Raw genomic sequence first — 13,499 nt, forward strand, 5'->3', positions numbered from 1 at the left:
CCCTCTCCCTCCGCAAGGGAGAGGCGCTTGGTTTGTCTGACACCCGCGTTCTGCCGGAGGAAACGCCGGTCGCAATCATCTATAACGGAAGCACCCAGGCTGTAATGATGGCAACCCCAGCGGATCTTGAGGATTTCGCCATCGGGTTTGCGCTCGCCGATCATGCGGTGACAAACCTCGGTCAGATCCGCGAGCTTGAAATCGTGGCTCAAGAGACTGGGATAGAGGCACGCCTCTGGCTCGACGAGAAGCGGAGCGATGCCGTGGCGGCGCGCCGGCGCCGGATGGCGGGGCCGGTCGGTTGCGGGCTTTGCGGCATCGACAGTCTTTCCGAGGCGTTACACCCAATTACCCCACTTGCAGGGGACAACGCGCAATTTGCAGCAAAGGATCTGGAGCGTGCCCTCGACGCGCTACGCAGCCATCAGCCGCTCCATGACCAGACACATGCCGTTCACGCAGTGGGGCTTTTCGGCGACAGCGGCGCAATCTACCTTGCGCGCGAGGATGTTGGCCGACACAATGCCTTCGACAAGCTTGTCGGCGCCATGGGCCGTTCCGGGCTGTCCGGCATAAGCCGTGGCATTGCCATTACATCTCGGATCTCCGTCGATCTGGTGCAGAAATGCGCGGTAGCGCGCGTTCCGTTGCTCGCATCGGTTTCCTCCCCGACCGCATTGGCGGTTCAGCTCGCAGAGGCCGCCGGGATCACACTTGCCACGCTCGGACGCGGCGGGCGTATTGACATCTTCACCCACATGAACCGCATCACGACCGGAGCCCGGACCCATGTTGCCTGACAAGATTGTGTACATGGCCAATCAGATCGCCACGTTCTTCGAAAGCCAGCCCGAGCAGGACCGGCTTGAAGGCGTCGTGACCCATCTTGAAGATTTCTGGGATCCCCGGATGCGCCGGCAGCTTTTCGAGCTCATCGATGCCGGCGGCAAGGATCTCTCGCCGTTGATTATCGAGGCTGCGAGCCATCTGAAACGACCGCGCCAAACGGCATAAAATGCCTCGCGTCAGCCACGCCAGCGGACGCCGTTTTCGGTGATGATACCATCAAGCGGCATGTCCCAGTCATCGCGCGGGAGAGAGACGACTTCCTGCGCCGCATAGGCAAAGCCGAGCGCAACGATTTCGCGATCATCTCTGAAACGTGCGAGTGTCCGGTCGAAATAGCCTCCGCCATAACCGAGCCTGTAACAATCGGCATCAAAGGCCAAGAGTGGAACGACGAGGATCTCGGGTTCGGCCTCCGCGCCGCCCTCCGGCACCATGACGCCGTGGGCCCCGGGCACAACAGCTGCTCCGGGTGTCCAAAACCGGAAAACGAGCGGCGCATCCGCAGCCTCGACCACAGGCAGGCAAACGGCATAACCCTGCCCCGCAAGCGCATGCAGCAAGGGCGCCGTGTCCATCTCGCTGCGCATCGGCAAATAGGCCGAAACGCACCGGAAATGACGCAAGCGTCCGATTTCGCGAAGCGCGTGCCCCGCGGCTCGACGGGCGGCACCGGTGGAAGATGCATGTGTGGATTTACGGAGATTGAGTGCAGTTTTGCGGAGTGTCGTCTTGTCGGCGGCGCTGTCTGTCATGCTCATTCTATCCTGCGGCGGGCCCGGCGCGACCGTTAAGGCGTGAGATCCTCGAGAGCCTGGATAACCAGGTGGGCACCAGGTGCGATAGGCCAAGGCCAGTCGCAGAGCCGGCTCCCTCAAGAATGTTTAAGGCCACTAGGATTGTGCCTCTCACGAGAAGGCCAGAACCCGCCTGTCGCACATGTAGCGCAGAGCATGCAAGCTTTGAAGAGGATCGCTAGATCATCAGCAGGAATTTTCTCGCACGGCGCGAAAACCTCCGCACGTTTCGCAGCTTGCACCAGCCTTTGCCATTTGTGGCCTCCCTCTCCGCTTGACGCGCGCGCAGGCCTCATCCAAACGTCCCTCCATGCTGATCTACAAGATTTTCCGAGCCACCGAATGGGCCGAACTGACGAACTCGGGCGCAACCGGCGGCGCGCCTGTCGACATCGCCGACGGTTTCGTTCATTTTTCGACCGCGGCGCAGTTGTCCGTCACGCTACGTCGTCACTTTGCTGATGACCGTGAACTTGTTCTGCTCGCAGTTGATGCAGATTCGGTCGGCGATGATCTGCGCTGGGAACCTTCACGCGGCGGCGATCTCTTTCCGCATCTCTACCGCAACCTGACCCTTGCCGACGTTCTCTGGGTGCGTCAGATTCAGGAGGACGCGACCGGTCCCATCTGCCCGGAGGGTCTTGAATGAGTTCCGTCGAGCGGCTCGGCCTCAAGTTCCTTCATCGCCTTGACCCGGAACTCTCTCACGGCATCGCGCTTCGCGCGCTCGCCGCCGGTTTGGGTCCGCGGACCGGCCAGTTGACGTCGCCCCGCCTCGCGACCCGTCTCGCCGGACTCAATCTGCCCAATCCACTCGGGCTGGCGGCCGGAATGGACAAGAACGCGATTGTCGTCGATCCGCTTCTGCGCGCCGGCTTCGGTTTCGTCGAAGTCGGCGCGGCAACGCCCCTACCTCAACCAGGCAATCCGCGCCCACGCCTTTTCCGGCTCACGGAAGACCGTGCTGTCATCAACCGCTTCGGCTTCAACAATGACGGCATGGAAGCAATTGCAGAGCGACTGGCGAAGCGCCCGCGAACTGGTATCGTCGGCCTCAATCTCGGTGCCAACAAGACAAGTGCTGACAGGGCTGCGGACTTTGCGCGCGTGCTTGCCCACGCCGGACCGTTTGTCGATTTTGCCACCGTAAACGTCTCCTCACCCAATACCGAACGCCTCCGCGATCTTCAGGGCCGCGCCGCGCTGATGAGCCTGCTCTCCGGAGTGATGGAAGCAAACGCAGCACTTTCCCGCCCCCTGCCGATCCTCCTGAAGATCGCGCCGGATCTCGCTGCGGCCGATCTCCTCGATATCGTCGATGTGGCCTGCGAGAATGGCATCGCTGCGATCATCGCCACCAATACGACGCTGGATCGCGATGGCCTCACAAGCCCGCAGCGCGGCGAGACCGGAGGGCTTTCCGGCACGCCACTTTTTCGGCGAGCAACGCGGATCTTGGCCCAACTCTACAGGATAGCGGATGGCCGGATCGCATTTGTCGGCGTGGGAGGCATCGGCTCGGCCGAAGACGCATATGCCAAGATCCGCGCCGGCGCGAGCGCACTGCAGATATACTCCGCGCTTGTATATGAAGGCCTCTCACTCGTCCCGCGCATTATTGAGGGCCTTGACGCTTTGCTCGCCCGGGACGGGTTTGCCACCGTCGCAGACGCGGTTGGTGTCGATGCATCCGACTGGGCGGAAGGCAATCTCTGACGCCGCAAGGTCTTGCCATGCCTTACTTGTCGCGCAAACATGACCACCGCGGGGCAGAGATATGGAGATCCACAGCGATGGATGATGGCAGCACGTTCGAGCCCATGGACGAAGCCGACTTCAAGGAGCGGGAAGAAAAGCTCCGCGAAGCGTTGCTCGACGCACAGTTCGATCTGGCTGAAAAGAAATATGAAGCAATCCTGATCCTACTCAACGGCCCCGACGGTTCCGGAAAGGGCGAAGTCCTGAACCGGCTCCACAACTGGCTGGACCCCCGTGCCATCGCCACCATGGCCTATGATATCGAGGCGCCTGACGAGACGCGGCGACCAGGAGGCTGGCGCTATTGGCACGACATGCCCGAACGCGGTCGGCTGGGTGTGGTGCTCGGATCATGGTACCATGTGCTTTTGCTCCGGCGCGCCACGAAACAGATCAGCCGCGCCGATTTCGTCGACCGTCTGGAGAAGGTGAACCGCGTCGAAACAATGCTCGGGGAAGAGCGCGTGCGCGTGGTAAAAATCTGGCTCGGTCTTTCCGCCAGCAAGGCGGTCAAGCGTTTCCGGCGGAAGCACGAGGGGCCAGGCGGCATCAAGCACCCTCTCGTGAGGGAATGGGGCAAGATCGATACGAAGAAGGAGCGCGAGCGGCTGATCGAGGCAGCCGTCGAGCTGGTCGAGACGACAGGGCCACAATCCGCGCCGTGGCATTTCATCCCTGCGACCGTGCCACTGGCACGCGATCTTGCCGTTGGCGAACTGGTATTGTCGGCTATCCGTGCTGCGAACACCCGCAAGCTGCCCGGGAAACGCCGCAGACCAGCTGCACGCCCGCGTCGGATCAGTAGTGGCCCATCCGCACTAAAGGCGCTGGATCTCTCCCTGAGTCTTCAGAAAGAAGAGTATCACGACCGCCTCGCCGCTGCGCAGAAACGGCTCTATGAGCTGACCCGCTCGAAAAGCTTCGAAACGCGGGGGCTTGTCTGCGTCTTCGAAGGCAATGACGCGGCCGGAAAAGGCGGTGCGATCAAGCGCCTCCGAAGTTCACTCGATCCGGTGCACAGCGAGGTTTATCCCATTGCGGCGCCCGATGAAGCATCACTTGCGCATCCCTATCTCTGGCGCTTCTGGCTGCGTGTGCCCGAGCGTGGCGATACAGCGATCTTCGACCGAAGCTGGTATGGCCGGGTGCTCGTTGAGCGCGTCGAGGGATTTGCTGCACCCGCCGACTGGCAGCGCGCCTACAACGAGATCAATGATTTTGAGCATCTTCTCACGGGCGGAGGTTACATTGTTCAGAAGTTCTGGCTTTCGATCGACCAGAACGAACAGTTTGCGCGCTTCGAGGCACGCAAGGAAGTGCCCCACAAGCGCTTCAAGATTACAGAGGAAGATTGGCGCAATCGCGAGAAATGGCCGCTCTATGCCGCGGCCGTGGAGGACATGATCGCTCTCACGTCCACTCCCATTGCGCCTTGGACGCTTGTCGAGGCAAACGACAAGCGGTTCGCGCGGGTGAAGGTCATCGAAACCTTGGTAAATCGTCTCGAGGCCGAGCTCTGAATCTCTCTCCGGTGGGACCCATTTCAGGCAGAAAATCACTTCATCTCCTGCGAAAGTGAACAGCCGTTCAGTCTGCTTTCGTAAGATGCGCCCCCTTGCGGCCGAAGTGAGCTACGATCGGATCAACGACGGAAGACGCCATGCTCGATGGAATCTTGAGGCGGCACATTGATCCGCCGCTTAATTATGTGGGTCGATGGCTCGCTGCGTGCGGCGTGAGTGCCAATACCGTCACCCTTGCAGGGCTCTTGTTGGGCCTCTCTGCAGCCGCAATGATTGCCGTCGGGATGCCGCAATGGGCCCTCCTGCCGCTCGTCACATCACGGCTCGCCGACGGTCTCGATGGCGCCGTCGCTCGAGCAACGCACCGCACCGACTTTGGCGGATATCTCGACATCACCTGCGATTTTCTATTTTACGGCGCAGTCCCAATGGGGTTCATTCTTCTGAATCCTGCCACCAACAGTCTCGCAGGCGCGTTTCTGCTGCTCGCGTTTTACGTGAATGGCGCAAGCTTTCTCGGTTTTGCGATTCTCGCAGAACGGCGAAAGCTCGACACCAACCCAAGAGGGCTCAAGAACCTCTACTATTCTGGGGGACTACTCGAGGGTAGCGAGACCATCGGGTTCTTCATAGTAATCTGCGCACTTCCTTCGCTTTTCACACCAATTTCGATGGGTTTTGCCGTGCTCTGCTTTCTTACAGCTGCACTGCGCACGCTACGCGCATACGACACAGTCGGAAAATCGGTCCGATAGGCGGATTCTCGGCCGCACCTCCGCGCCATTGTTGCAATGCAGCAGATTAAATCTTCTAATGCCATCACACTGCTTTGACCCCATCGCGAGGCGCTGGTAACACCCGAGCAGTTCCGAATCATAGGTAAAGGTCCGTCCATGCCCGCGTCCAATCTCGTGCCGATCCCAGAGCTGTATGTCTCCTACGACAGTGCCACCAAGCTGAAGCTTGAAGCCGCCGAGCTTACGTCATGGGATCTGACGCCGCGCCAGGTCTGCGACCTCGAGCTCTTGATGAACGGCGGTTTCAATCCCCTGAAGGGCTTTCTGTCCGAAGAGGACTACAACGGCGTTGTCGAGAACATGCGGCTTGCCGATGGAACACTCTGGCCGATGCCGATCACCCTTGATGTTTCCGAGGATTTCGCGGGCAAGGTCGAGCCCGGCCAGGACATCGCTCTTCGCGACCCCGAAGGCGTCATCCTCGCAATCCTGTCGATCTCCGACAAATGGGTGCCGAACAAGTCGCTTGAAGCAGAGAAGGTCTTCGGTGCCGATGACATCGCGCACCCTGCAGTCAACTACCTGCATCACAAAGCCGGCGCGGTCTATCTCGGTGGTCCGGTCACCGGCATCCAGCAGCCGGTCCACTACGATTTTCGCGCCCGCCGCGACACGCCGAACGAGCTTCGTGCGTATTTTCGCAAGCTTGGCTGGCGCAAGATCGTAGCCTTCCAGACCCGCAACCCGCTGCATCGCGCACATCAGGAGCTGACCTTCCGGGCGGCGAAAGAAGCACAGGCCAACCTGCTCATCCATCCGGTTGTCGGCCTTACCAAGCCGGGCGATATCGATCACTTCACCCGCGTTCGCTGCTACGAAGCCGTTCTTGACCAATATCCGGCGGCGACCACCACTCTCTCTCTTCTCAACCTCGCAATGCGCATGGCCGGCCCGCGCGAAGCCGTTTGGCATGGCATCATCCGCCGCAACCATGGTTGCACACACATGATCGTGGGTCGCGATCATGCCGGTCCGGGCAAGAACTCGCAGGGCGAGGACTTCTACGGCCCCTACGATGCGCAGGAACTCTTCCGCCAGTACAAGGATGAGATCGGCGTCGAGATGGTTGACTTCAAGCACATGGTCTATGTGCAGGAAAAGGCCCAGTATGAACCGGCTGACGAAGTCGAGGAAGGTCAGACCGTCCTCAACATCTCCGGCACTGAGCTCCGCCGCCGCCTTCAGGAAGGTCTGGAGATCCCCGAGTGGTTCTCCTTCCCGTCCGTCGTATCCGAACTGCGCCGCACCCGGCCCCCGCGGGCGAGGCAGGGCTTCACGGTGTTCTTCACCGGCCTGTCCGGCTCCGGCAAGTCGACGATCGCCAACGCCCTCATGGTCAAGCTGATGGAAATGGGTGGTCGTCCGACCACGCTGCTCGATGGTGATGTCGTCCGCAAGCACCTCTCGTCCGAACTTGGCTTCTCCAAGGAGCATCGCGACATCAACATCCGCCGCATCGGCTATGTCGCATCCGAGATCACCAAGAATGGCGGCATCGCGATCTGTGCTCCCATCGCGCCCTACACCGCGACCCGCGCTGCTGTCCGCGAGATGATCGAGGCTTATGGTGCATTCGTCGAGGTCCACGTCGCGACGACGGTCGAGGAATGCGAACGCCGTGACCGCAAAGGCCTCTACAAGCTGGCCCGCGAAGGCAAGATCAAGGAATTCACCGGCATCTCCGACCCCTACGAGGCGCCTGCGAATCCTGAAGTTCGACTGGAAACCGAAGGCAACGATGTCGACTACTGTGCACAGCAGGTGCTCCTCAAACTCGAGAGCATGGGGCTGATCGGCGCCGCCTGAGGCTGTCGGATTTCCCTTCAGACCAATCGCAAGGCGGTGTTCTTCGGAACACCGCCTTTTTTTTGCCTTACGCCGGAAGACTCTAGCAGTGCAGATCTTTTCGAAGCGGTCTTGGGGCGTCAAAATGGCCGCCCCAATCTATCCGATGGGGAACCCTCGGGGACTTATCAAACTATGCGTATTTCAGCCATTCTCGGTGCGTCCATTATTGCTTTGATTAATAGCAACGCATTATCAACGGCAGCACCGATCGGTGTCTCCACATTTGGAAGCCCCGGCGGCACCTCCGGAAGACCAGTCTCGATCACCGTCTGGTATCCTGCGTTGGATGGAGGTCTCGAAGCAGAGGTCGGAGCCAATGCCGTCTTTGCTGGCGTGTCGGCTTTTCGCGATGCCGAACTGGCCGCTGGGCGCTTCATGGCCGTCATCATCTCGCACGGCGGACTGAGATCAGCTGCAGATTCCGGTGCATGGCTCTCGGCGCGACTTGCCGCAAATGGCTATGTCGCCGTCGAGGTCAACGCGCGCGCCCCTAGACGTCCTGGCGAAGCTCAAGACGAAATCTGGCGGCGAACCGAAGACATCTCCACGGCACTTTCCCTGCTTGAGGAAGAGCCCCGCTGGGCAGCACATGTCGATTCTCGCCGAGTCGCAGTCTTGGGCTTTCAGCTTGGAGGTACGGCGGCGCTCATTGTCGCTGGCGTTCCCTTGGATGTGAGTCAGTATGACCATTTCTGCGACGCTGACCCAGCGCGATCGGAGTGCGCCTGGCGAGCAGCCGCCGGAGATTCCCTTACCTCGGCGGATTATAAGCGTCTTGGACAACTTCGCCGTGATCAACGCATCTCTGCGGCAATTGCAGTCAACCCTGAGTATGTCGCAGCCTTCACCGCATCCAATCTAGCTGACCTTGCCGTTCCGATCGGACTGATTGAAACTGGACCGCAGAACACAGAGGCCGCAGCGCTTCGTGCTGAAGCGACGGCAACCTGGTCATTGCTCGATGCTTCACCCGCGGACACGTTCGGGCTTTGCACAAAGACAGGCGCACGAATTCTCAGGGAAGAAGGGGGGGATCCCAGCCTCTGCAGCGGCAAGCCGCAGGCGCGGCAAAGGGTTCATGGGGACATCGAAGCTGCCGTTGTCGACTTTCTCGAAAGCCTACGGCCGGCAGCCGACTGAGATACATGTGAGATACATGCGAGCAGACGCGGCCCGGATGCGTTCCGGGCCGCGCGCCGTCTTGATCAGAAGTGAATTGCCCGCCCGTATGCATCGAGCACGCTCTCGTGCATCATCTCGGACAGGGTCGGATGCGGGAAGACCGTGTTCATCAGTTCCACTTCTGTCGTCTCGAGTGTTCGGCCAACCACATATCCTTGGATAAGTTCCGTCACCTCGGCCCCGATCATGTGGGCGCCAAGAAGCTCGCCCGTCTTGGCGTCGAAAACCGTCTTGATCATCCCTTCCGGCTCGCCAAGCGCGATCGCCTTCCCATTGCCAATGAACGGGAAGCGCCCAACCTTGACCTGATAGCCCTTTTCCTTAGCCTTGGCTTCGGTCAGCCCGACGCTCGCCACCTGCGGGTGGCAGTAGGTGCATCCGGCGATGCTCTCGGGCTTGACGGGATGCGCATGCTTTCCAGCAATGAGTTCGGCCACCATCACGCCTTCATGACTTGCCTTGTGCGCAAGCCACGGTGCACCGGCAATGTCGCCGATTGCATAGAGCCCATCGATACCCGTGCGGCAGAATTCGTCTGTCACGACATGAGTCCGATCGACCTTCACACCCAAGGCCTCCAGACCGAGCCCTTCGACATTACCGACGATTCCGACAGCCGAGATCACCGTGTCGAAATCCTGCGTCGTAACCTTGCCATCCTTCTCGATATGCGCGGTCACCTTGTCGGCAGTCCGGTCGAGCTTCTTGACCGTAGCCTTCTCGAGGATCTTCATCTTCTGCTTTTCGAACTGCTTCTTCGCGAAAGCCGAGATTTCCGCATCTTCGACCGGCAGGATCCGGTCAAGGACTTCGACCACCGTCGTTTCGGCCCCAAGAGTGTTGAAGAAGCTCGCGAATTCGATTCCGATGGCGCCCGAACCGATAACGAGCAACTTCTTGGGCATGTGCGGCGGCATGAGCGCGTGCTTGTAGCTCCAGACTCGCTTCCCGTCCGCCTCGAGCCCGGGCAGATCACGGGCCCGTGCGCCGGTGGCGAGAATGATGTTCTTGGCCTGAAGCTCCTCAGTCCCCTTGTCAGTCTTGACAGAGACCTTGCCTTTTGCCGGAAGCGAGGCCTCGCCCATGACGACCGTGACCTTGTTCTTCTTCAGAAGATGACCGACACCGCCGCTGAGCTGTTTGGCAACACCGCGAGAGCGCTTCACCACCGCATCAATATCGTAGCCGATGCCGTCGGCCTTCAGGCCGAATTCCTTCGCACGGTGCATGAGATGGAAGACTTCGGACGAACGAAGAAGTGCCTTGGTCGGGATACAGCCCCAGTTCAGACAGATGCCGCCCAGATGCTCCCGTTCGACGACCGCAGTCTTCAGACCGAGCTGAGCCGCCCGGATCGCCGCAACATAGCCACCGGGCCCGGCTCCGATCACCACCACGTCAAAGTTCTGGACCGCCATCATTCATTCCCCCAGAGATATTTACCCTGACCTCGTGATAAGTGTTTGCGAGTGGAGGATCAAACGGGATTTCGACGCAATCGCCGGGATCGTTCGAGATTAAACCAATCCGTTGCGTACTGTCGACACCACGCAAGGCACGCAGGCGCAGCGAATCACAATGAAGCAGTACAACACTGAACCTTTGTCGGATCAGTCGGCAACTGCCTCGAGCGCGGCCTTGTAACCACCTGCCGCGAGATATGCCTCTTCGGCGGGCGTGCTCTTGCGTCCGAATACTTCGTTGCGGTGGGGAAACCGGCCGAACTTGCGAATGACCCAGCGGTGAGCCCGGGCATGCAGAAGCTGCTCTTTTGCTCCGGCGAGGAGGTAGAGCCGCACGGCATGTTCCTGCTCGGAGCCGATTTCCGAATGCATGAAGGGAAGGTAGAAGAACTGCCGCCCCGGCATGTCGATCCGCTTGTCGTGACCTAGGGCAATCACCTGCTTGGCCGCCTTGAGCGCTTTGAGATCCGTTGAGAACGCCTTGCGTTCACCCCGGAACATGTTGCGCGGAAACTGGTCGAGCACAACGAGAAGAGCGAGGCTGGTCATCGGTTCACAAATCCAGGCATCAAGATCACCACGGGCAGCAAACCCCCAGATGCCTTCGAAACGCTGCCGGATCATTGCATCGAGTTCCGGCGTTCCTTCGTACCAATCCGCCATGCCCAGTTCATCGAACCAGAAGGTCAGAATCTGTTCCGCTCGCTTGTCCACTCTTGTCCCTTCCCCGCCAAGTTCTGCGGCGTCATTGTCGCAGCGCAGCAAACAAAAGGAAATAGCGCCGAACTACGAGTAGAATGAAATTATCCGCCCGGTAAAATGGCTGGGTCAAGACATTGCGCCACGGCTATCCTCCTGAGCCTCAGCAAGATCGATCGCAACCTCCTGGGCGAGCTCAAGCGCAACGGGCGACCCCTGCGGTGAAACCGGCGTATAGGGCATTGCTTCATCCGGGCTGGGTGCTGCGCGCTGTGTCGACCTGTAGAGCGCAAAAAGTGCGATCGCGGCCAGCAGGACGACGATATAGACAAAGAACGCATCCGCGCCCCAGACCCGCATCATCCAGCCGATCAGCATCGGGCCAAGCGTTGCGCCAAGGCCATTCATGAAAAGCATTCCGCCCGAAGCCGCAGCCATGTCGGATGGCTCAAGGTAGTCGTTCGTATAGGCAATCAGCAGCGAGTAGAGCGGATTGGCAACACCACCAAGCATGAAGCCGAGTGCCACAACCACCTCGAAACTGCTGGCAAACGGCATCGCGACAGCGCTGAGCAGCGCTCCCGTGGCAGTCACGATAATGATGACAATGCGGCGATCCATCCGGTCGGAGAGAATTCCGATCGGGACCTGAAAGACGAGACCGCCAGCATAGATGGCAGCAACGAAAATCGAGATCTGAGCGACGTCAAATCCGCGCTCGGTACCGAAGACAGAAGCCATGCCGAGAAGCCCCGCAAAGACTCCCCCGAGCAGCAAGATGCCGACACAGCCGAGAGGCGAGGTCTCGAAAAGTTGCCGCAATGTCATGGGCTTCGTGGTGGAGAACGACGGGGCCGGGCTTACGGAAAGCAGGATCGGCAGGAACGACACCGAAACCAGAACCGACATCAGAATAAACAGATCATATCCTGAGGGATCGCCGATATTCACGATGCCCTGAGCCGAGATCAGGCCCAGCATCTGCACGATGATATAGAGTGAGAGCGCTTTGCCGCGGTTCTCGTTTGTCGAAGCTTCATTCAGCCAGCTCTCCGTCACGACATAGACGCCGGAGAAGCAGAAGCCGACCACGAAGCGCATCGCGACCCAGGCGATCGGGCTCGGGGCGGCAGCATAGAGGATGAATACTGCGGAGATCATCGACGCCAGCGCTGCGAAGACCCGCACATGACCGACGCTGCGGATCATCACCGGTGCCCGACGCGATCCAAGGAGGAAACCGGCGAAGTAGGCGGACATCACCCAGGACATCGTCGCGGCATCGTAGCCCTCGATTGCGCCACGGATACCGAGAAGCGTGCCCTGCAGGCCGTTGCCGACAAGCAGGAGAAGAAGTCCGAGCAGCAGCGCCCAGGAATTGGTCAGAACTTGCAGCATTGGATGAATCCTGAAGACGCGATGCAGCGTCCCGATAGCACAAAGCGGACAAAAAAGGGTTAGCCCGGCGACAAAGCTGGGCAAGGAAAGTGGCCGTATTTCAGCCCACGGGAGGGCGCGGGATCAGCAGTGAGGAATCTCCGTAAGAGAAGAAGCGGTAGCGTTCCAGGATGGCGTGAGCATAGATCGCCTTGATCCGTTCGCACCCCATGAGCGCCGAAACCAGCATGAGCAGCGTCGAGCGCGGCAGGTGGAAGTTGGTCATGAGCCCATCGGTGACGCGAAATTCATAACCGGGGCGGATGAAGATTTCGGTCTCGCCCCGCCAGGGCACGATTTGGCCGGACGAAGATGCCGCAGTCTCGAGCACCCGGAGCGCTGTCGTCCCGACCGGGATCACTCTGCCGCCCGAGGCCCGTGTTTCCATGACACACTCAGCTGTCTCGGGCCCGATCTCGCCCCACTCGCTGTGCATCCGATGGTTCTCGATATCCTCGACCTTCACAGGCAGGAATGTCCCTGCCCCAACGTGCAGCGTGACACGGGCAAAACGGATGCCGCGCGCTTCGAGCCCGGCGAGAAGAGCCTCATCAAAATGGAGCGATGCCGTCGGTGCGGCAACGGCGCCGGGATTTCGAGCAAAGACGGTCTGGTAGTCTTCCCGGTCCTGAGCATCGACGGCCCGCCGCTGAGCGATGTAGGGTGGAAGGGGCATTTCGCCCGCCTCTTCCAGTGCGGCCTCGAAAGCAGGCCCGCTGCATGAAAACGCAAGCGCGACTTCAGCCCCGGATTTGTCGAGAACCTCGGCGCTGAGAACTGCCGTGAACTCGATCCGGTCACCGACAGCGAGCCGCTTGCCGGGTCGCGCCAACGCCTGCCAGCTTCCATCTGGCCGCGCCGCAATGAGCGTGATCTCGATGCGCGCACCCGCCCCGCCTCGCCGCGCACGGAAGCCTTGCAACCGCCCCGGAATGACGCGTGTGTCGTTCAAAATCAGAAGATCGCCGTCGCGAAGATGTTCGCCCAAACGAGCGACGCTCGAGTCAATGATCCCGCCGCCTTGGGATACAAGCAGCCGAGAAGCTGGGCGTGGCCGCACAGGACGGAGCGCGATCAAGTCTTCAGGCAGGGAGAAATCAAAATCATCAAGGCGCATCGGGCAGGCTCAGGTATTGTAGCGGCTCATAT

At 60.1% G+C, this 13,499-nt stretch carries 13 protein-coding genes and 1 other RNA gene; 8 read left to right on the forward strand and 6 right to left on the reverse strand.

Annotated elements, in window-relative coordinates; all coding sequences use genetic code 11:
• The first annotated feature begins 32 nt into the window (after positions 1-32).
• Together fdhD and ACF66B_RS02935 are read left to right on the forward strand one after the other, a co-directional pair.
• Positions 33-800 (forward strand): formate dehydrogenase accessory sulfurtransferase FdhD, encoded by a 768-nt coding sequence (gene fdhD, locus ACF66B_RS02930; RefSeq protein ID WP_392663971.1) that lies wholly within the window; start codon positions 33-35, stop codon positions 798-800.
• Positions 790-1,014, forward strand: a complete 225-nt coding sequence (locus ACF66B_RS02935; protein WP_111428331.1) for a formate dehydrogenase subunit delta — start codon at positions 790-792, stop codon at positions 1,012-1,014. Before fdhD ends, ACF66B_RS02935 begins: the two co-directional genes overlap by 11 nt.
• Before the next feature lie 11 nt (positions 1,015-1,025).
• On the opposite strand, the gene ACF66B_RS02940 is transcribed toward ACF66B_RS02935, so the two are convergent.
• Together ACF66B_RS02940 and ssrS are read right to left on the reverse strand one after the other, a co-directional pair.
• Positions 1,026-1,601 (reverse strand): 5-formyltetrahydrofolate cyclo-ligase, encoded by a 576-nt coding sequence (locus tag ACF66B_RS02940; protein WP_162683135.1) that lies wholly within the window; start codon positions 1,599-1,601, stop codon positions 1,026-1,028.
• 16 nt (positions 1,602-1,617) lie between these two features.
• Positions 1,618-1,775, reverse strand: a non-coding RNA gene (gene ssrS, locus ACF66B_RS02945) — 6S RNA.
• A 178-nt stretch (positions 1,776-1,953) separates the two neighbouring features.
• Here ssrS and ACF66B_RS02950 point away from each other — a divergent pair.
• From ACF66B_RS02950 to ACF66B_RS02975, 6 genes are all read left to right on the forward strand, one after another.
• Positions 1,954-2,292: a DUF952 domain-containing protein gene (locus tag ACF66B_RS02950; RefSeq protein ID WP_111428329.1), complete on the forward strand. Its 339-nt coding sequence runs from the start codon at positions 1,954-1,956 to the stop codon at positions 2,290-2,292.
• The gene (locus ACF66B_RS02955; protein ID WP_111428328.1) at positions 2,289-3,359 is read left to right on the forward strand and encodes a quinone-dependent dihydroorotate dehydrogenase; all 1,071 of its coding nucleotides are present in this window, start codon (positions 2,289-2,291) and stop codon (positions 3,357-3,359) included. The genes ACF66B_RS02950 and ACF66B_RS02955 overlap by 4 nt, the downstream gene beginning before the upstream one ends.
• A 77-nt stretch (positions 3,360-3,436) precedes the next feature.
• A complete protein-coding gene (gene pap, locus ACF66B_RS02960; RefSeq protein WP_111428327.1) occupies positions 3,437-4,921 on the forward strand; it encodes a polyphosphate:AMP phosphotransferase in 1,485 nt (494 codons plus the stop codon).
• Between the two features lie 140 nt (positions 4,922-5,061).
• Positions 5,062-5,679, forward strand: coding sequence for a CDP-alcohol phosphatidyltransferase family protein (locus ACF66B_RS02965; protein ID WP_111428326.1), 618 nt, complete (start codon positions 5,062-5,064; stop codon positions 5,677-5,679).
• A gap of 138 nt (positions 5,680-5,817) precedes the next feature.
• Positions 5,818-7,527 (forward strand): bifunctional sulfate adenylyltransferase/adenylylsulfate kinase, encoded by a 1,710-nt coding sequence (locus ACF66B_RS02970; RefSeq protein WP_111428325.1) that lies wholly within the window; start codon positions 5,818-5,820, stop codon positions 7,525-7,527.
• Between the two features lie 174 nt (positions 7,528-7,701).
• The gene (locus ACF66B_RS02975; RefSeq protein ID WP_162683134.1) at positions 7,702-8,709 is read left to right on the forward strand and encodes a hypothetical protein; all 1,008 of its coding nucleotides are present in this window, start codon (positions 7,702-7,704) and stop codon (positions 8,707-8,709) included.
• A gap of 65 nt (positions 8,710-8,774) precedes the next feature.
• Here ACF66B_RS02975 and lpdA read toward each other — a convergent pair whose 3' ends face one another.
• The 4 genes from lpdA to queA all read right to left on the reverse strand — a co-directional run bounded on the left by lpdA (position 8,775) and on the right by queA (position 13,467).
• Positions 8,775-10,169 (reverse strand): dihydrolipoyl dehydrogenase, encoded by a 1,395-nt coding sequence (gene lpdA, locus ACF66B_RS02980; RefSeq protein WP_111428323.1) that lies wholly within the window; start codon positions 10,167-10,169, stop codon positions 8,775-8,777.
• A gap of 192 nt (positions 10,170-10,361) precedes the next feature.
• A complete protein-coding gene (locus tag ACF66B_RS02985) occupies positions 10,362-10,928 on the reverse strand; it encodes a DUF924 family protein (RefSeq protein WP_111428322.1) in 567 nt (188 codons plus the stop codon).
• Between the two features lie 114 nt (positions 10,929-11,042).
• The gene (locus tag ACF66B_RS02990) at positions 11,043-12,311 is read right to left on the reverse strand and encodes an MFS transporter (protein WP_111428321.1); all 1,269 of its coding nucleotides are present in this window, start codon (positions 12,309-12,311) and stop codon (positions 11,043-11,045) included.
• Between the two features lie 100 nt (positions 12,312-12,411).
• Entirely contained in the window at positions 12,412-13,467 is a 1,056-nt protein-coding gene (gene queA, locus ACF66B_RS02995) for a tRNA preQ1(34) S-adenosylmethionine ribosyltransferase-isomerase QueA (RefSeq protein ID WP_111428320.1), read from the reverse strand.
• Positions 13,468-13,499 lie beyond the last annotated feature (32 nt).

Source organism: Amaricoccus sp. B4 (genome assembly GCF_043226085.1).
In the GTDB taxonomy this organism is placed as follows: domain Bacteria; phylum Pseudomonadota; class Alphaproteobacteria; order Rhodobacterales; family Rhodobacteraceae; genus Amaricoccus.